Annotated in this window: 22 protein-coding genes and 1 pseudogene; 7 read left to right on the top strand and 16 right to left on the bottom strand. The window is 41.0% G+C overall.

What is annotated here, in order from left to right; all coding sequences use genetic code 11:
* Positions 1-37: 37 nt before the first annotated feature.
* Positions 38-772: a CHAT domain-containing protein gene (locus tag HC246_RS24210; RefSeq protein ID WP_169365996.1), complete on the bottom strand. Its 735-nt coding sequence runs from the start codon at positions 770-772 to the stop codon at positions 38-40.
* A 483-nt stretch (positions 773-1,255) separates the two neighbouring features.
* On the opposite strand from HC246_RS24210, the gene HC246_RS24205 reads away from it, so the two are divergent.
* A complete protein-coding gene (locus HC246_RS24205) occupies positions 1,256-2,227 on the top strand; it encodes an integron integrase (RefSeq protein ID WP_169365995.1) in 972 nt (323 codons plus the stop codon).
* 131 nt (positions 2,228-2,358) lie between these two features.
* A complete protein-coding gene (locus HC246_RS24200; RefSeq protein WP_169365994.1) occupies positions 2,359-3,003 on the top strand; it encodes a glutathione S-transferase family protein in 645 nt (214 codons plus the stop codon).
* 63 nt (positions 3,004-3,066) lie between these two features.
* Here HC246_RS24200 and HC246_RS24195 read toward each other — a convergent pair whose 3' ends face one another.
* Positions 3,067-3,822 carry a class I SAM-dependent methyltransferase gene (locus HC246_RS24195; RefSeq protein ID WP_169365993.1) on the bottom strand — a complete coding sequence of 252 codons (756 nt, stop codon included), beginning with the start codon at positions 3,820-3,822 and terminating at the stop codon, positions 3,067-3,069.
* Between the two features lie 228 nt (positions 3,823-4,050).
* Here HC246_RS24195 and HC246_RS24190 point away from each other — a divergent pair, with 228 nt between their 5' ends.
* The 4 genes from HC246_RS24190 to HC246_RS24175 all read left to right on the top strand — a co-directional run bounded on the left by HC246_RS24190 (position 4,051) and on the right by HC246_RS24175 (position 6,734).
* Positions 4,051-5,355, top strand: a complete 1,305-nt coding sequence (locus HC246_RS24190) for an MFS transporter (protein WP_169365992.1) — start codon at positions 4,051-4,053, stop codon at positions 5,353-5,355.
* Between the two features lie 10 nt (positions 5,356-5,365).
* On the top strand, positions 5,366-5,554 hold the full coding sequence (locus HC246_RS24185; protein WP_169365991.1) for a hypothetical protein: 189 nt from the start codon (positions 5,366-5,368) through the stop codon (positions 5,552-5,554).
* Positions 5,555-5,623: 69 nt separating this feature from the next.
* Positions 5,624-6,055: a class I SAM-dependent methyltransferase gene (locus HC246_RS24180; RefSeq protein ID WP_169365990.1), complete on the top strand. Its 432-nt coding sequence runs from the start codon at positions 5,624-5,626 to the stop codon at positions 6,053-6,055.
* 22 nt (positions 6,056-6,077) lie between these two features.
* Positions 6,078-6,734: an HAD family hydrolase gene (locus HC246_RS24175; RefSeq protein WP_169365989.1), complete on the top strand. Its 657-nt coding sequence runs from the start codon at positions 6,078-6,080 to the stop codon at positions 6,732-6,734.
* 80 nt (positions 6,735-6,814) lie between these two features.
* Here the strand turns inward: HC246_RS24175 and HC246_RS24170 are convergent, their stop codons facing one another.
* From HC246_RS24170 to HC246_RS24160, 3 genes are all read right to left on the bottom strand, one after another.
* Positions 6,815-7,129, bottom strand: coding sequence for a hypothetical protein (locus HC246_RS24170; RefSeq protein ID WP_169365988.1), 315 nt, complete (start codon positions 7,127-7,129; stop codon positions 6,815-6,817).
* Positions 7,078-7,611 carry a hypothetical protein gene (locus HC246_RS24165; RefSeq protein ID WP_169365987.1) on the bottom strand — a complete coding sequence of 178 codons (534 nt, stop codon included), beginning with the start codon at positions 7,609-7,611 and terminating at the stop codon, positions 7,078-7,080. Before HC246_RS24165 ends, HC246_RS24170 begins: the two co-directional genes overlap by 52 nt.
* 119 nt (positions 7,612-7,730) lie before the next feature.
* Positions 7,731-8,333 (bottom strand): Uma2 family endonuclease, encoded by a 603-nt coding sequence (locus HC246_RS24160; RefSeq protein WP_211167949.1) that lies wholly within the window; start codon positions 8,331-8,333, stop codon positions 7,731-7,733.
* A gap of 220 nt (positions 8,334-8,553) precedes the next feature.
* Here HC246_RS24160 and HC246_RS24155 point away from each other — a divergent pair, with 220 nt between their 5' ends.
* Entirely contained in the window at positions 8,554-9,243 is a 690-nt protein-coding gene (locus HC246_RS24155) for an SDR family NAD(P)-dependent oxidoreductase (protein WP_169365986.1), read from the top strand.
* Positions 9,244-9,405: 162 nt separating this feature from the next.
* Here the strand turns inward: HC246_RS24155 and HC246_RS24150 are convergent.
* The 11 genes and pseudogenes from HC246_RS24150 to HC246_RS24100 form a co-directional block, all read right to left on the bottom strand.
* A pseudogene (locus HC246_RS24150) lies at positions 9,406-10,146 on the bottom strand (isopenicillin N synthase family dioxygenase); the annotation flags it as partial.
* Between the two features lie 111 nt (positions 10,147-10,257).
* Positions 10,258-11,550, bottom strand: coding sequence for an NF041680 family putative transposase (locus HC246_RS24145; RefSeq protein ID WP_169364407.1), 1,293 nt, complete (start codon positions 11,548-11,550; stop codon positions 10,258-10,260).
* A gap of 52 nt (positions 11,551-11,602) precedes the next feature.
* Positions 11,603-11,911, bottom strand: coding sequence for a 2-oxoglutarate and iron-dependent oxygenase domain-containing protein (locus HC246_RS24140; protein WP_169365984.1), 309 nt, complete (start codon positions 11,909-11,911; stop codon positions 11,603-11,605).
* Positions 11,912-11,977: 66 nt separating this feature from the next.
* Positions 11,978-12,862, bottom strand: a complete 885-nt coding sequence (locus HC246_RS24135) for a CmcJ/NvfI family oxidoreductase (protein ID WP_225903109.1) — start codon at positions 12,860-12,862, stop codon at positions 11,978-11,980.
* A 182-nt stretch (positions 12,863-13,044) separates the two neighbouring features.
* Complete coding sequence (locus tag HC246_RS24130) at positions 13,045-13,614, bottom strand: ATP-binding cassette domain-containing protein (RefSeq protein ID WP_169365983.1); 570 nt, start codon at positions 13,612-13,614, stop codon at positions 13,045-13,047.
* A gap of 16 nt (positions 13,615-13,630) precedes the next feature.
* Entirely contained in the window at positions 13,631-14,098 is a 468-nt protein-coding gene (locus HC246_RS24125; RefSeq protein ID WP_169365982.1) for a GNAT family N-acetyltransferase, read from the bottom strand.
* Between the two features lie 3 nt (positions 14,099-14,101).
* Positions 14,102-14,398 (bottom strand): antibiotic biosynthesis monooxygenase family protein, encoded by a 297-nt coding sequence (locus HC246_RS24120; RefSeq protein ID WP_169365981.1) that lies wholly within the window; start codon positions 14,396-14,398, stop codon positions 14,102-14,104.
* Positions 14,399-14,444: 46 nt separating this feature from the next.
* Positions 14,445-14,981 carry a GNAT family N-acetyltransferase gene (locus HC246_RS24115; protein ID WP_169365980.1) on the bottom strand — a complete coding sequence of 179 codons (537 nt, stop codon included), beginning with the start codon at positions 14,979-14,981 and terminating at the stop codon, positions 14,445-14,447.
* Between the two features lie 20 nt (positions 14,982-15,001).
* On the bottom strand, positions 15,002-15,859 hold the full coding sequence (locus tag HC246_RS24110; protein ID WP_169365979.1) for an aminoglycoside phosphotransferase family protein: 858 nt from the start codon (positions 15,857-15,859) through the stop codon (positions 15,002-15,004).
* Between the two features lie 2 nt (positions 15,860-15,861).
* Positions 15,862-16,482 (bottom strand): HAD-IA family hydrolase, encoded by a 621-nt coding sequence (locus HC246_RS24105; RefSeq protein ID WP_169365978.1) that lies wholly within the window; start codon positions 16,480-16,482, stop codon positions 15,862-15,864.
* Positions 16,483-16,484: 2 nt separating this feature from the next.
* Entirely contained in the window at positions 16,485-16,862 is a 378-nt protein-coding gene (locus HC246_RS24100) for an orotate phosphoribosyltransferase (RefSeq protein ID WP_169365977.1), read from the bottom strand.
* Between the last annotated feature and the right edge of the window lie 16 nt (positions 16,863-16,878).

Below are 16,878 nucleotides of genomic sequence, written 5' to 3'. Positions count from 1 at the left end.
GGCTATGCTGGCTCAGATAGTTAATAATTCACAACCATTAATCGGATTTTCGGATTAATACTGGAATTAAATCTTGTGGAATGCCCTCAAGAGCAATTGCCACACGACCCATCTCATAAGCTTCCTCATAAGACATATTCCCGCCAAGACCATCGTAAAATCCGATTGCAAACTTGATTGCTGCTACATCTTTAATCGCCTCACTCATGCCAATTACATGAGGAATGTGTTCAGCAATCGCCTCTGCTTGAACTCTAGAGAAGCAAGCGTTAAGTAGTACACACTCCAGCCCTCGACTAGCAAACAGCTTAAATAAACTTGACAATGCCTCTGTTGGAACAAGTTGGCTTTTCCCCACTTTATCCTCTAGCACCAAACCCGCCATACCACTCCCATGCCCACAAAAATGAACAATCTGAGGCTGAAAATCCAATAACGCCCGCCTCAAATCGTCAGAGCGAATTGCCCATCGTTGTTGTAGTGTAAAGTGATCCCGATATTTGCTTAGACGTAACCCAATATCAATTTCTCGTGCCTCTTCCTCTAATCGAAGCTTTGCTTGATCAATGGGGCTAGAAGCAAGGAAGAGGATCGTTTTCTGCAAGTTGCTCAACTTGGAATCCGACTCACCAGTGCCTTGAGAGACTTCCAATTTTGAAGAGGTAGTTTCAGAAAGGTGGCTATAGTATCGATCTCCAATCTGAAAATCTCCACCTTCTACTTGCCCAATATTAATATTGAACTTGCTGCGCTGTTCATCAGAATTGGTCATATAACATCATTAACCTCTTTGCTAGCTCTACCAAACAACTGCATAGTCAAAGCTACCACCAGAATTTTACACATAACCTTTATCGCATATTAGTATTGATTGCTGCTCCTAATTATTCTAATTTCATCGATTGCCTCTTAGGGCTTTTGAGCCTTACCGCTCCTCTCGAACTGCTGTCACAGTAGACAACCTTCTGGGCGTTTCCGCTCTCACCAATAACCTCGAAGTACTAGTGCAAGGTCTTTGTACGAAGCCAGCTAACTATGTATTAGACGGAAAATTTCTGTCTAATCTGACTATAAGCGATATAGGCTGAAAGTCAAGATTCTGTCTAATCACCCTATAGGGGATGTTATGCAGAAAAATTCTGGCTATCTAACCTATATAGGATATTAGACGGAAAAATTCTGCCTAATCACCCAAATGGCGTGTTAGCCTGACAGCATAGTATATTATTTAGATTAGTTTCTGGATAACTTCATTATGCAAGCTGAGCCGCCGCCTCGAAAATTGTTAGATCGCGTTAGAGATCGCATACGGGTGAAGCACTATTCTTACCGCACCGAAGAAACCTATGTGCAGTGGATCAGGCGATTTATTTTGTTTCACAACAAGCGTCATCCTAGCGAAATGGGTGGCGATGAAGTTAATGCTTTTTTGACCCACTTAGCAGTCAATGAAAATGTGGCAGCCTCAACGCAAAATCAGGCTTTGAGTGAAATTTTGTTCTTGTATCGAGAAGTCTTAGAACTTGAGTTAGGTCTTAACCTTGATGCAGTAAGGGCAAAGCGTCCTCGTAACTTACCCACAGTCTTAACTGTTGCGGAAACTTTAGAAATCTTAAACAATCTTACGGGCGTTTATCAGATCGTTGCCAAGCTGCTTTATGGTTCGGGATTGAGGCTGAATGAAGCCTTGCAACTGCGGGTAAAGGATCTGGACTTTGCTCAGCAACAAATTATGGTGCGTGATAGCAAAGGTATGGAAAGCCGAGTCACGATGCTACCTCGCAATGTTGTAGAGCAACTTCAAGAACATTTACAGATTGTCAAACGTATTCATCAGCAAGATCTGGCTCGGGGTTATGGGGAAGCGCATTTACCTTTTGCTTTGAGTAGAAAATATCCCAATGCGGCGAAAGAATGGATTTGGCAATATGTGTTTCCTTCTAGTGCGATCGCTAAAGATCCTCGTGGCGAATTGATGTGTCGTTATCATATTCATGAAAGCGGTATCCAAAAGGCATTGAAACAGGCTGTAAGGGCAGCAAAAATAGAAAAACGGGTGGGGTGTCATACCTTTCGTCATAGTTTTGCCACGCATTTATTAGAAAATGGCTATGATATTCGCACGGTGCAGGAATTACTGGGACATAAAGACGTGAAAACAACCATGATTTATACCCATGTGCTGAATCGGGGTGGAAAAGGCGTAATTAGTCCGCTCGATCGCTAGATGAAACTAATAACCAAATACCGCAGATTTCTACTTTAGGTTAAGTGTGAGCGCTGCTCTTGTAGGTGAGTTAATACAATTTAAAATACATTGAACGTATCTATAACGAAAAGGACAAAAAGATAAAAGATATGACAATTTTCTATTACGCTTATGGATCGAGTTCAATCGCTTCCCATATTGCGATCAAAGAAACAGGAATTGAATATCAAGCTCAACGAGTGGATTTAGCCAATGGCGAACAGAAAACTGAAGCCTATCTTGCCATTAATCCACGCGGTAGAGTGCCAGCCTTGAAAGTTAATCATCAACCCATATTGACTGAGAACGTTGCCATTCTCTACTATCTTGCCGAACATTTCCCTGAAGCCAAACTACTACCAATCGATACCTTTACGAAAGCACAAGTTATTTCCCTCGCTGCCTTCTTTGCTTCCAGTGTTCATGTAGCCCATCGTCATATCAGGCAGCCTCATCAATACACCACCGATGAATCTGCATTTGCGGAAATTCAAGCAATTGGGCGTAATACCTTTTGGAATTATCTTCAGGAAATCGATCGCCTACTTACAGGGAAAGAATGGCTATTCGATCAATACACGATCGCTGATCCCTATGCCTTAATTTTCTACTGGTCAGGTGTACGCCAAAAGCTTACCGTCCATGATTTACAAGCATTTACCGCCCATAAAGATCGCTTAATTCAACGTCCTGCGGTGAGACGAGTGTTAGAGAAAGATCCCGATGCTCGTGTTGTTCTGAATTTGCCAAAATAGTAAAGTGGCGCAAAGCACTACTCAGAATTTTTTGAAGGTGAAGTCTTTAGACTTATCAATTTCTTAACTTGTGGGCTTTCGGCTGGCTTTTAAAAACAGAGGCCATTGTACTAATTTAGTTTTATCAGGCTCATTCCAAATTGTTTGCAATTTTAGCTCCAGTTGTTCAACTGGATCGTTTCCAAGTTCTGCTGCATAGCGTTTCACCGCCGACCAAGTACGGTAATACCCTAATAATTGCTGTAAATTCCATTCTACCTTCATTGAAAAAGTCTTTTGGATGTTAATTTCATCAAATGGAAGAACTAAATCACGATAACGATTCCTTAGTTGGTGATTGCCGCTTGCCCAAAATTGTTCAATCGGCTCAAGTAAATTCTTAGTAGTAACTTCATCAATTTCGGGTTCAACTTCTAACCGACCATAACCCCAAACAGCCAAAATACCTTTGGGTTTTAGTACTCGTTCCACTTCTTGAAAAAACTTTTCTTGGTCAAACCAATGTATTGCCAAAGCTACTGTAATCAAATCAAATGACTGATTCTTAAATGGAGTATGTTCAGCAGGAGAAACACTGTAGTTGATCTTAGGATGGGTGATGCAGTTTTGAATTTGCTCAACACTAACATCAGTTGCTTCAACATGGGAAAAATATTCTGCACTGGAAATAGCTGCTTGCCCATTTCCTGTTGCACAATCCCATGCGCGCTCGTGATGTTCGGAAATTTCGCTCAAAAATAAAAAAAGCTCATCGGGGTATTGAGGTCTATGTTTGGCATATTGTTCCGAATTGAGCGAAAAGCTTTGAATATTGTTCACTATTTTTCTATCCTAATTTTCCTGTTCTGTCGGTCTAATCAAGATTTCATTGACATTGACATGGGGCGGCTGAGTGACCGCAAGTGTCTCACAGATTTTGGCGAAAAGCAAGTTCTCTTTGATGGCGCTCTATTGGTTAAGCGTGTTAGCTAGCACAGTTAAATAATTGCTATTATTATAAGATAGTTAGTCAACCTAACTATTAGTAGACCATAAAGAAGAAGCTGCATGGCAAATCAGAGTAGACCGCTAGGCGATCGCATAATCAACATCATTTATCACTATTTACCTGCGATGCGTTGGCAGAACTTTCGCCTGTTTTTTGGCGGACAGTTGCTATCGATGTCTGGGACATTCATGACCCAGCAGTTAACGATTCCTTGGCTGGTTTATGATTTGACCCACTCAGCATGGATGCTAGGGGTAGCAGGATTTGTGCAATTTCTGCCTACATTAATTGTGATTCCCTTTTCGGGCGTATTAAGCGATCGCTGGAGTCGGCGCGATTTATTGATGTTTGTGCAGATCGTGGGAATTGCTGTATCTCTCGCTTTAACAATTCTGACTTTTACCAATCTAATTACTTTCCCAATCCTGTTAGTTTTGAGTGTCCTTAACGGCATGATTAAAGGGTTAGATATGCCCGTGCGTCATACCATCGTCACCGAAACCGTGGGCGATCGCGCTGATAGTAGTAATGCGATCGCCTTAAACTCGGTGATGCTGAGTTCTTCTCTCGTGCTAGGACCTGCGGTGGGCGGGATTTTGGTAGCAACGTTAGGGGTAAAATATTGTTTTCTCTACGACACAATTAGCTATATCCCTGCAATTTTGACTCTGCAAGCAATGCGGCTTCCTGTGATTCATTCCAATATCCGTACTAGCTTAGGAGAGACTTTTCAGAAATTACGAGAGGGGTTTGTGTATGTTTCCCAAACGCAGCCGATCCGTGCGATCCTGTTGATGATTGCCTTAAAAGGACTGGTGGGAATGGCGCACATTGCGCTCATGCCTGTGTTTGCTGCGGAAATTTTAAATGGAAATGCCACAACTATGGCTCATCTGAGTACTTCTGCTCCGATTGGTTCATTCTTTGCCTGTTTATATCTCAGCGTCAGGCGCGGAATCGTAGGATTGGAACGTTTAATCGTATTCGCTCAAGTAGCGATCGGTATAAGTTTAATTTCCTTCTCTCTGTCGCGACAGGTTTGGCTATCAATTGTGATTCTCGTCTTTACGGGCGGCTTCACTATTCTGCAAATTACCAGTAGTAATATGATTATCCAAACTCTAGTTACGGAGGACAAACGCGGAAGAGTAATGAGTTTCTATGCCCTCGCAATGGTGGGGATGATGCCTTTTGGGAATCTATTTGCAGGTACGTTAGCCAATAGCTTTGGTGCAACTAATGCTTTGATTATCTGCGGCATTTTAAGTATTCTAGGTGCAGTATGGTTCTCGGCACAGTTACCATCCGTCAGCCGTTGGATTGATCGCGAAACAAAATCATTACAAATTCCTGCCTCTCCTTAATTAGTTAATTATGTCAAACAATCGTAGAGAAAATGTTCCCTTTGATCCCTATCATTTTCAGAAGTTGTTAGGGCAAGGAATTGCGTATTCAATTAAGGATACTTTTCAAAATATTTACAGAACTAATCATTGGAGTGGTCAAGATTCGATCTCAGGAGATGGAGCTAGTACAACGCAAACGCAACAAATTCAGACTTAATTACCATCGTTATTGCAAAGATTACAAATCAGCACATTTTTAGATCTACCCTGTGGCGATTTTAGTTGGATGCAGTTTGTTGACCTTTCCTCTGTAAGTTATATTGGTGCTGATATTATCCCTGAAATTATTAACCAAAATCAAGAAAAGTATGGACAATTGAATAGAAGATTTATGTCGTTAGATATCACCCAAGATGATCTAATTTCGGCTGATCTGCTCTTTTGTCGCGATTGTTTGGTGCATTTCTCTTTTGCTGATATTCAGCGCACAATTATTAACATCAAGCGCAATCGGGTTAACTATCTACTAACAACCACTTTCCCAAATTGTGAACTAAATGAAGATATCATAACGGGTGATTGGCGCTTGTTAAACTTTACACTTCCGCCCTTTAATTTCCCACCGCCACTATATCTAATTAACGAACAGTGTAGTGAGGGAAATGGAGAATTTCAAGACAAGAGTTTGGGGCTTTGGCTAGTGGAATCAATTCCGTAAAAAGTAACTATTAACTAATCTTATGTCGAATTTGGAACTGGTGATTTTTGATTGTGATGGCGTGCTGGTTGATAGCGAAATCATCGTCAATCGTGTTTTTGCGGAAACTTTGACGGAAGCAGGTTTTGCGATTACCTATGAAGAAGTCACGCAAAAATTTGTAGGACTGTCCTATGCAAGCTGTTTGGAGATAATTGAGCAAAGCAATGGCAGACCCGTTCCTGCTGAATGGATAGAAATATCTAAGGAGAGAGAAATTGCTGCCTTAAAACAAGAATTGCAAGCGACTGCGGGAATTGTCGATGTGTTAAAGGAACTTACTCTACCAAAATGTGTTGCCTCCAATAGTAGTCCTCGGCATATCGAATTAGTTTTGGGATTAACAGGATTGTTAGAGCATTTCAATGGAAAGCTCTATAGCTGTCACCATGTCGATCGCCCGAAGCCTTTTCCTGATGTCTATCTCCATGCTGCTAGTCAGATGGGCTATGTGCCAGAGAGTTGTGTGGTGATTGAGGATTCGGTAGCAGGTGTAAAGGCGGGATCTGCCGCAGGGATGCGAGTGTTGGGTTATGCACCAAGCGATCGCCATTCTTCTCATCATGAGGCATTGATTGCCGCAGGCGCAAAGTTAGTTTTTGATGATATGCGTCAATTGCTAGATTTATTAAAAGCTTAGAATTAGTACAGTTTATTAAGGCTTTGAGTAGTACATAAATATTTTTGAAAGGTTATCGTGTTAATCAAGTACTAGATATCTCAAAGCCCAGAATTTCGCAAGCTTGCCATAGCATTTTCACGAAGTACTTCTGTAACTATTTCTGATTTAAGGTTTCCTTTAAGTCCTGTTATATAAGATCTCTGACGATTTTCAAAGTCTTCTTGCTCTTCTTTGCCACTTAGCCAAGTGACCAACTGTCTACCAAGTATACTTAATCCCCAAACGTCAGGATTTATGGATTCTAATACACTTTGCTGAACAAGTCCCTGACAAGCTACCTGAATCTGTTTAATATCTAAATCTAAGAGAGACTCTTGAATAGAGTCTTTCCCAAGAAATGGTACATTGTCCATCCAAGCATTTTCATGACTTCCAAAATCTGTAATTCTTCATCTGACAAAGAAGCAATTATACGAATAAAAATTAGTTTTCCAGTAAGTTTACTATTTGGATAAAGAACAGAGTTAACTAAACCCTTTGCAAAAGTACTTTGTTTACGTGAAGATGCTAGACCTGCCTCATTGTAAATACGAACCACAATTTCTTTGAATTCGGAAGACTCCAAAACTTCTTTATCTAATTTTTTGCTGTCAATATTAGATATTTCTTGGGTGATTTTTTCTATGAATTTTTTTTGCTGCTCCATTTGCCAAGCCCCAAGTAGTACAGTTCCACCTGCACCAACAGCAGTAAGAGCGAGTCCAAGAGGTGCAGCGACACTTGCACCTAAAAGAGTTAAAATTTGAACACTTCCAGATAAAGCTATTGATCCTGAATCTCCTAATGCTGATACCTCAGTTGTTTTTGAAGGATCACAGTTATCATTTGCTGGCATAGGGTTTCACAAAATAAAGGATATGTAGTTGCTGATATTATAATAAAAAAGTTAATTTAGTGGGGTGTCTATCAAAGTGTCTAATGCAATAAATTAATGAAGGTTTTAGGGGCAATTTTTCAAAAAGATAACTCTTGAAATAACTCCGATAAAGGAAGATTAAAGTTTGGAATTACATCTTCACCATCAAGACTATCTTCTAACTGCAAAAGCTTAGAAGGCTTAGGTTTATGGTAAACCAACACACATTCCTCATCAGGCAAAATCACCCATACCAAGCGCGTTCCATTCTCAAAATACTCCACTAACTTATTATGGATTTCCTCAAAAGTATTATTGGGAGAAATAATTTCTACCGCCAGATCGGGAGCGCCATCAAAAAATCCCTTGGGTAAACGCTTTACCCCTTGCAACCTTTCTTTACCAATAAAAGCAAGATCAGGCGATCGCTTATTGCCAGTCTTCATCTTAAAAGCCGTACTCGAATCACAAGTCACCCCAAGCTTATGAGTCCGCACAAAACCTGTCAGAAAATATCCGAGAGTAAGAGCTAAATAGCCATGCTCCACACCAGAATTTGCCACAATGACTAACTCTCCATCCACATATTCATAACGATTGCCATCTTCAGGTAATGACATAAACTGCTCATCAGTCAAAGCTTTTGAATTAGCTAATGGCTGAATTAAGTCTAGATCATTTGTTGCGATCGCTTGGGTCATTAGATTTAACTCCACTGATTAAACTAATGGGATTCCTACAGGATTTATATAGCTAAATATATCATTTTCAATAAGTGAAATGTGTAGAAAAGTAGAGCGCACTGGAATACTTGTAAGCGATCTTCATTGAAGTATTGCAAAGGCTTAGTTTTGTGTCCTAGCATCCTTGACCTTTGACCTAGATTTAGCACCATAATCCTATTTTGTAGATATTTAAACTATGACAGCGATCGCTTTAATTATTGGCGCAGGGAGCGGATTGAGTGCTTCCCTTGCGCGTTTATTTGCCAAAGAAGGAATAACCGTTGCCCTTGCAGCGCGACAGATTGATAAACTTGCTGGTTTAGCAGGAGAAATTGGAGCTTCGCGATTTACTGTCGATGCTTCCAAGCCCGATCAAGTCGAGCAACTATTCAATCAAGTGGAACAGCAATTAGGAGTACCCACAATTGTGATTTATAACCCTAGCGCCAGAATTTCAGGCGCAATTGTTGATTTAGATCCCGTTGAAGTTCTACGAACTCTGGAAATTACTGCCTATGGCGGATTTCTTGTAGCTCAAGCGGCAGCAAAACGATTACTAAAAGTGGGTGAAGGTGCAATTTTCTTTACAGGTGCTTCGGCTAGTGTCAAAGGCTATGCCCGATCCGCTCCCTTTGCGATGGGAAAATTTGCACTGCGTGGTTTAGCTCAAAGCCTTGCCCGTGAATTAGCGCCTCAAAATATCCATGTCGCCCATTTTGTCATTGATGGCGGCATTCGTTCAGACAGACGACCTGAACCAGTTGATAAACCTGATAGTCTGCTCGATCCTGATGCGATCGCGCAGACCTATCTGAGCATTCTGCGCCAGCCTCGTAACGCATGGACATGGGAAATAGAATTACGTCCTTGGGTTGAGACATTTTAAAATCAAAAAGAAGGCGATGCTTTGCATCGCCTTCTTTTTGATTGATGTAGTACAAATTACTATGCCAACTGTTACACAGCTCTCATCGTACCAAGATAAGTAGTATACAAATTCTAAAAAAGAATAAAAGAGTGGGTATGCAAAGCACCACCACTCTTTTATTTATAGGACTTTCTGTCTTAATTCTGGAAAAACCTTCGCAACTTTACCTAGGACATAATCGCCATAGGTTCCATGAAACTCATGGACACTAGTTTGATCCCAACGTTCATTTTTGTCTTCGCTGATACTTCTTTCCTTAATTTCAATCGGATGCAGTTCTGCATCAAAGCTGGGATCAAAGAAAAAAGGAAAAGATACGCGATCGCATCCTGATAAGTTTTTGACTCGATGGGGTGTGGAGCGATAAAATCCACCCGTGAGGCGATCGAGCATATCGCCAATATTGCAAACAAAGGAATTCGGAATTGGTGGCGCTTCGATCCAGCCAGATTTAGACTTGACCTGTAAACCACCCAAATGATCTTGTTTAAGAATTGTTAACAAACCGTAGTCTGTATGTTCTCCCACGCCCCAAGATTCACCTAAAGGCTGAGGATCGGCGGGATAGTTAAAAATGCGAAACAGAATTAGAGGATCATTGGTATAGCGATCGCGAAAGTAATCAGCATCTAGTTCTAAACTGAGTGCGATCTCTGACATTACTATATGCCCTAAATCCGTCATCACAGATAGATATTCTAAAATCGTCTCACGAAATTGAGGAATATCAGGAAATAGATTAGCTCCATGCATAGGAAGCTCTGCTTGCACAGAAGGATGAGTAATATCTAACTCCTCTCCGAAATAAATTCCTTCTTTCAGATCTGGCTTACCCGAAGTTAATTCGCCGTCCACTGGGAACTGGAATTTAGACTAAGTTGATTAAGAGAATCAGAAAAAGAGCAGGAAAAAGTGACCCAGAAAACGGAGAACTGAGTAAAAGCAAGAGAGAGAAAAAGAGAATATTGAAAGTTAGGAATTAAGGTAGTCTTGATTGACCTTTTTCGAGCGAGAAGCTCGTTTTTTGACGACAGGAAAGCGAGAAAAAGGAGAACGCTTGCGTCCAGATTTCCAACCGAGAGACTTACCACGAGGTTGGGGAGAACAAGCAGGAGAGCCAATCCTGACCAAAAGTGCGGCAAAGCCCTGAGCGACTCGACCAAAATTAAGATTGGTTTGAGGTTTCTGCCAAGGCAAAGGAGTATCAATAACCAGTTGACGAGCCAACCACAATTGCCAAGAGAGTAAAGGCATAAGGTCACTCCAACGCAAAGCTTGCTGAGGAGTCAACAAATGGGGAAGAGTCCAATGTAATCTTTGTTTGGCAAAACGATACCAATGGTCGATGGCAAAACGACGTAAGTACAAGCGCCAAAGGGAGTCTAAAGTCGGCATCTGTTCACCCACCCAAGCTAACCACAAACCAGAGCAATGAGAATGTGTAACTCGAATAACTTGAATATGTCGTTGGGCTGCTTGCCGAAAGTGTAAGTTAGACCATTGCTGGATTTGCACCTGTCCAACCGTCTCATCTTCTAAGCTAAAAGTTGCCGATGGCTCTCCCCAACTATCAGCATTGGCAAGTTGGAATTTATCCCCATGCTTACGAGGACGACCATAACCACTGTAGGGCGCAGGGGCTTTGTATAAGCATCGGTTAGGACGTAGACGTATTAGTAAATCGGCAGGGATATCCTCAGTCAAATTCATAAAGACGGCACTGCCATATTCACTGTCGTAAGTAGCGATTGGTCTTACCGTTAAATCTCGACATACTTGACTCAGTTGGAATGCGGCTCTTTGCCCTGCTGTCTCAAAACTACTGATCCGCTCGTGACATAACGGGATTGCCCAACTCCCTGTCATCTCTGGTATCCATGCCAAGGTGCTGTAGTCATGCCCTAACACGATCGGTTTGTTCCCTTCTACCAAATTCGGTTGATGCACAAAACTCCTGTCTTTTAGCGTTTTGGCATGGGGTCTTCCCCATCCTGTATGGTCTCCTGCTAGCAAAGGGCGGATGTCTTTGGGTATTTGTTCCACACATAACCGTCTTATCCTGCCTCGGTTGGGGCGACTGTCTTTTAATGATTCATACAGACTTGACCATTTTCTTCGATACACTGCGGATAACGATAATTCTACAAATGATTTCACTCTCGGACTGGTCAATACTGCATCCATCAAGTCAAATATTGCATCCCGTCCGTTCCCTAAAAATCTATATACCTGTTGACGAAAGTCTTGTAGTTTATCAATAATCATGGCTGTAGATGTCTCTTTACTTTTCATCTACTTTAGGCAGTTTGTATCTCTTTTACTCTGCCTTTTTTACCTTTTTTAGTCTAAACTCCAGTGGGAAATAACCACGCCACGCCCGACCGCCTAGAGACATTTTGATACGAAGTTTGGTTTCTATGTCTTGAGCAAAAAATTGGCGGCTAAGTTGTTCTAATCTTTTTTGTAAGCCTTCATCAATTCCATGCCCAATGATGTAGAAAAAGCCTGTATTGATGCAAGCCGCTCTAATCTGTTTAGCTATCTCTTCTGAATTCTTACCAGATAAAAGAGGACTAATATCGATCAAAGGAATTTGAGAAATATCTACTGTGGATAGAGTTGACATAGGGATATGGTAGCTTCAATAGAATAATCATCTAAAAAGCATTGCATAGCAATGCTTTTTAGATGATTATTCTTCGTAAATAACTAGTGTCCGTAATTCAATGCTAGCGCGGGGAATGGAATTGGGTAAACTGGTGGGATCTTCAAAGGCAGTGTGAGCCGTGAATCTAGCAGGAATATCCTCAGCAGAATCAAAACACTTGATGAGAATGACCTCATCAGTTTGCATATGGGGGAAATAGAACCATTGATGCGACTCATTGTAGGTAGTTAAATAGGTCTCACCAACGCGATCGCGATAAATCAAATCACTTGCTACCCAATCACTGGGTTTAATACTGCGAGCATCACAAACGGCTAAAGGCGATTCCTGAACGGGATGTCCAGTCGGTTTCCAAACATTAATGATGTTAAAGCGGTGCTGCAAGATCTCATCGGGATTCTCGACCCCGATCGCTACTAGTTCATCCCGCGATCGCCGATAGCCAGACTTCGCCGTAAAATCATTATGTACCCGCTTGACGGGTTCCTTAAATCTGGTTTCCCCAGCCTTTAACTTTTGAGCATTGCGAAGGTTGAAGTCAAAAACGAGAACTCTCGATGCGCCTGTAACTTCTTTGAGAAATTTCTCTGCTTCAGGGAAATAGATTTGACGAATCTCAGTTTCATCATCGAAATTAGTTACCGCCGAGCGATGGGAAATAAAAGCAAATCCTTGCTGATCGAGAGATAGATTAGCAGCAAGCGATCGCCCATTACGAATTTTTAAACGCCTTGCTTCATTAACCGTATTTTGTCTTGGAATACCTGCTGGCGGTTCGTAGGTATAGTTATGGGGCTTATCGGATTGGGGTTTGATGTAATTTAGTTCTGCTTCAACGTATTCTGGCTCCGTATCTGCCACAGTTTCATTCAGTGTTGGGCGATCGGCTATCAGGCTTTCTAAACTCATAGTTAATGTCCTCTAGTGCAGAGTTACTTTGGGGAGGAGTGACTTTATAGGAGCATGGCAGTCATATTTGCTATAGTTTAGCAGATACTACTGTAAATCTATCGACTTGCCGTAGTATTTTATTAAGCCTAAGATCCAAGATGGCTAGGGGCTGAGTGGCTTTGTAACCAATGTAGTTATTTCTATGTTGCGCTGTGCGACAAAAGTCCTAATGACATTAACCATTGCTCTGTAATTTTGGGCGATCGCAAATGCACAAAATACAGATGCTCATATTCTGACTGCTGCAATAATGCTGGATATTTCCGACGATTTTGGGAATAGGTTTTTAACATCCACATCAAAATAGAATCTTGGCTAAAAAATGCCTTGCGGATACTTTCACGATTACCACTCCAAAGTTCTTCTTGCGTGAGCGATCGCCTAATGGTTCGGCGCAAAAGTTGCCCCAGCACAGTCAAAAATGGATAATCGAGAAATACTACTGTATCGGCTCTACTCCAAACAAGGTCACGCACTTTGCTGTAATTGCCATCAACTACCCAGCGATCGCCTTTTAAAGCTGCTGATATGCGATCGCGAAATACTTGATCGGTAGCCTCAGTCCAATTTGGCTCCCAATGTAAGGCATCTAATTCGATATGGGGTATCTGGAGTTGTTGGGAAATATTTTTTGCTAAGGTGGTTTTTCCTGAGCCTGAAGTGCCAACAATCGAAATCCTGTGACCGCAATTTGGAAATTTTGCTTCCATACCCTTTTTTTGCTTTTTATTTTTTAAGTTTTAGTTCCATAAATATTTCTGCTATTTCATTGTCATTATATTTACTAATTTCTTGAAATCCATATTTTTCAAAAATCTTCCTTGCTGCGATAGATTCTCTCATCGTATCTAATCTTAATATGTGTAATTCATTTTTGGTTGCATCTAATAATAAATGTTCCATTAATAATGCACCTATTCCTTGACCCTGATATGAAGGTAAAACAAAGTATCTTTTAATCTCTCCTATTCCATCTACTTTGTTTAATATCTTTAATCCAATACTGCCAATTACTGTGGAATTGGCAATCATAATCCAAAAATTTCCACCTTGATTTTGATATATATTTTCAATATTCCTCATATCAGAATGTAAGTCAATTGGATCAAATTTATATCCTCTGTACGAATACATTATTTCTAAAAATTCTTCCAAACTATTCTGAAATTCGGAACTGTATGCGATTAATTTCATGAGTCAAGGTAGTATGATGCTTTCATAATGTTCTACAGTAGGGAAGGAATCGTAAAAGTGGTGAAGTAGCGATCGCCATTCTTGATATTCTGGTGACTGTCTAAACCCGATTGTATGATCTTCTAATTTTTGCCAACGTACAAGGAGAATATAGCGATTTTTAGTTTCTAGACAACGATGTAAATCATGGGAGATATAGCCCGATATCGAAGCAATAATTTTTGAGGCAGCTTTAAAAGTACTTTCAAAGTCTTCCGTCAAATCAGGTTTAACATCAAGAATCGCAACTTCTAAGATCATAATCTACGGGTCAAAACTTATTTCAGAATGAAATAAAAGAATTTCATCATATTCTACTACTAGAAAGAGAACATAGGCTTGCGGTATCTAACCATCCAAAAGCCACTTCAATAAGCTGCTTGCCTCCAATTTCAACCTCTTTTTCATACACCTGCTGTCCACCCAAGGCTTTATAGAAGTTACAAGCAGGATTATCAGCCAAAGCCCATATCAGCATAGAATGGATATCTAATTGGGCTAGTCTTTCGGCAACAGCACCAACTAAACGATGCCCAATTTTTTGCTTTTGATGGCTTTGTAAAACATAGATTGCCGTCAATTCACCAAGATAAATGCGATCGTCTGTTCGTTCTAAACCACCACTAGCAAAGCCGACAATCTGCCCAAAATCATCTTCCACTACATAGACAAAATAGTTATTAGGATGTCTCAGAACCTGATGCCACATCTTTTCTCGATGCTCGTAAGACATGTTCTCTAAGTGTTCATCGGGAATAATCCCGTGATAGGCAGTTCGCCAAGTATCGACATGAACCTTAGCGATCGCTGGTATATCATTAACATTGGCAATTCGTAAAATCATGGGAACCCTCACTCACCCGTTTATATATCTTCAGCCAGACGCTGTAATGTTCTTTTTCCCATGATGGTATATCTCGGATCGTTTGTTAGCCCTAAGTCTAGTAACATTACCCCAAAAGCGATCGCCCATCCCTTTGCCCTTTGTAATGTTGCCTCGGAAATATCGGCATAGGTAGAGATCGCCTGTTGACGTGCATGGCGATCTCTAAAAAGCATCCAGATCGCAGCCAGATCGGTGGCAATATCCCCTGATGTCATGTCACCCCAATCAATGATTCCTGCGATCACGCCATTTTTTACAAGGATATTGCGGGAATGGAGGTCGCCATGTATCCATGTTTCCTCAACATCAATGGGTGTATTTAGAGCTATCTGCCAAGTTTGTTTGATACTTAGTGTCATTAGTTCTGTTTGTACTTCTAGTCTTTGTATTCGCTCTTCTATAGCCGCCGCCCGTTGAGTCAAGGGTACACCGCGAAAGATGCTTTTTGGTGCATTAGCAGGTGCAGGAATATGGAGCGATCGCAAAAATTTAGCCAAGATTTTCGCTTGATTGGGGTCAGGTTCTTCTCGATCGGCAGAGATGCCATCTAACCAAGGCAATATACTCCATCGATAGGGATAATCTTGATTTGGTTGACCGATTCTATAGGGATTGGGAATCGGAATGGGTAAGTGATCGACGAAGATAGGTAGCCAAGTTTGTTCGTTCTCAATTAATTTTGCGGCTACTTCACGACGCGGTAGTCTTACCGATAAGCGATCGCCAAGTCGAAACATGGCATTGTCTAAACCCGCATCTAAAAACTGAATTGGCAAATCGGCAAGATCGGGATGTTGTTCTTTTAGAAGCTTGTAAACAAGGGGAATATCAATCATGGTTAATTAACGAAAAATGATGGTAAATCAATCATGCGATCGAAGGAAATAACATTATTGATTTTGCATTCTAAATTTTGAGGATTAAAAAAATAGGTTTGCATCCCTGCCTTTGTTGCCGCAATCAATCCAACTTCACTATCTTCGATCACAGTACATTCCTCTGGATGAAAATTCATCGCTTGAGCAGCATAGAGAAATAATTGAGGATCGGGTTTCCAGCTTTTCACGATGTATGAACTAAAAATATGCGAACCAAAGAAGCTGCTTAGATTGGTGACTCTGAGAGCTTGCTCGATCTTGGCTAGCGGCGCACTGGAAGCTACACACTTAGCCTGTTGGATTTTCGATAAAGCCTCGCTTACACCTTCTATCGGTTTAAGTTCCTGCTCGAAAAGTTCTGCAACTAAACTCCGATATTTATTCTCATTGAGTTTAACGTTATGAATTGCCTCTAGCTCATCAAAAATTTTAGATAGTTTCCAACCTCTATATCGCTCCATTAGGCTCATGGCGCTTTCTTGAACACCCAATTGTGACAAGTTGATTTCAAGAGCCAGATTGCATAAATACTCACTATCAACTAAGGTTCCATCGCAGTCGAAAATAACGCATTTAATCATGTTTATGTTATCGCACTAGAAATATCCTCTCTCGTTAGGAGAGAGAGAAGCTGGATTTGATTTTGTTTAAGAGCTTCAGTTCCACCTTCTTGGCGATCAATGACGCATAGGGCGTAGTCTATAGAAGTACCAATCTGTCTCAAGTCATGCGCCGATATCGATATTTGTCCACCAGAAGTCACCACATCTTCAACTAGCAATACTTTTTTCCCACGGACTTCCGAACCTTCAGCTAGTCTTGCAGTTCCGTATTCCTTCGCTTTTTTGCGTACATATGCTGCGGGAATCCCTGAATGATAAGACAACATAGTAACTACAGGGATGCCACCCATTTCTAGCCCTGCTAATACTTCCGTATCGCTGGGAATTAGCTCTACCATGTGCTTAGTAACTTCT

It is taken from the genome of Pseudanabaena yagii GIHE-NHR1, assembly GCF_012863495.1.
Taxonomy (GTDB): Bacteria; Cyanobacteriota; Cyanobacteriia; order Pseudanabaenales; family Pseudanabaenaceae; genus Pseudanabaena; species Pseudanabaena yagii.
Note: the sequence above shows the minus strand (reverse complement) of the source record. Positions and strands in the feature narration are given on the sequence as shown.

Excerpts from the sequence above, each read along its gene's own strand:
- HC246_RS24210 (WP_169365996.1), bottom strand. The coding sequence starts at position 772 with ATGACCAATTCTGATGAACAGCGCAGCAAGTTCAATATTAATATTGGG.
- HC246_RS24205 (WP_169365995.1), top strand. The coding sequence starts at position 1,256 with ATGCAAGCTGAGCCGCCGCCTCGAAAATTGTTAGATCGCGTTAGAGAT.
- HC246_RS24200 (WP_169365994.1), top strand. The coding sequence starts at position 2,359 with ATGACAATTTTCTATTACGCTTATGGATCGAGTTCAATCGCTTCCCAT.
- HC246_RS24190 (WP_169365992.1), top strand. The coding sequence starts at position 4,051 with ATGGCAAATCAGAGTAGACCGCTAGGCGATCGCATAATCAACATCATT.
- HC246_RS24185 (WP_169365991.1), top strand. The coding sequence starts at position 5,366 with ATGTCAAACAATCGTAGAGAAAATGTTCCCTTTGATCCCTATCATTTT.
- HC246_RS24180 (WP_169365990.1), top strand. The coding sequence starts at position 5,624 with ATGCAGTTTGTTGACCTTTCCTCTGTAAGTTATATTGGTGCTGATATT.
- HC246_RS24175 (WP_169365989.1), top strand. The coding sequence starts at position 6,078 with ATGTCGAATTTGGAACTGGTGATTTTTGATTGTGATGGCGTGCTGGTT.
- HC246_RS24170 (WP_169365988.1), bottom strand. The coding sequence starts at position 7,129 with ATGGACAATGTACCATTTCTTGGGAAAGACTCTATTCAAGAGTCTCTC.
- HC246_RS24165 (WP_169365987.1), bottom strand. The coding sequence starts at position 7,611 with ATGCCAGCAAATGATAACTGTGATCCTTCAAAAACAACTGAGGTATCA.
- HC246_RS24160 (WP_211167949.1), bottom strand. The coding sequence starts at position 8,333 with ATGACCCAAGCGATCGCAACAAATGATCTAGACTTAATTCAGCCATTA.
- HC246_RS24155 (WP_169365986.1), top strand. The coding sequence starts at position 8,554 with ATGACAGCGATCGCTTTAATTATTGGCGCAGGGAGCGGATTGAGTGCT.
- HC246_RS24145 (WP_169364407.1), bottom strand. The coding sequence starts at position 11,550 with ATGATTATTGATAAACTACAAGACTTTCGTCAACAGGTATATAGATTT.
- HC246_RS24140 (WP_169365984.1), bottom strand. The coding sequence starts at position 11,911 with ATGTCAACTCTATCCACAGTAGATATTTCTCAAATTCCTTTGATCGAT.
- HC246_RS24135 (WP_225903109.1), bottom strand. The coding sequence starts at position 12,862 with ATGAGTTTAGAAAGCCTGATAGCCGATCGCCCAACACTGAATGAAACT.
- HC246_RS24130 (WP_169365983.1), bottom strand. The coding sequence starts at position 13,614 with ATGGAAGCAAAATTTCCAAATTGCGGTCACAGGATTTCGATTGTTGGC.
- HC246_RS24125 (WP_169365982.1), bottom strand. The coding sequence starts at position 14,098 with ATGAAATTAATCGCATACAGTTCCGAATTTCAGAATAGTTTGGAAGAA.
- HC246_RS24120 (WP_169365981.1), bottom strand. The coding sequence starts at position 14,398 with ATGATCTTAGAAGTTGCGATTCTTGATGTTAAACCTGATTTGACGGAA.
- HC246_RS24115 (WP_169365980.1), bottom strand. The coding sequence starts at position 14,981 with ATGATTTTACGAATTGCCAATGTTAATGATATACCAGCGATCGCTAAG.
- HC246_RS24110 (WP_169365979.1), bottom strand. The coding sequence starts at position 15,859 with ATGATTGATATTCCCCTTGTTTACAAGCTTCTAAAAGAACAACATCCC.
- HC246_RS24105 (WP_169365978.1), bottom strand. The coding sequence starts at position 16,482 with ATGATTAAATGCGTTATTTTCGACTGCGATGGAACCTTAGTTGATAGT.
- HC246_RS24100 (WP_169365977.1), bottom strand. The coding sequence starts at position 16,862 with ATGGTAGAGCTAATTCCCAGCGATACGGAAGTATTAGCAGGGCTAGAA.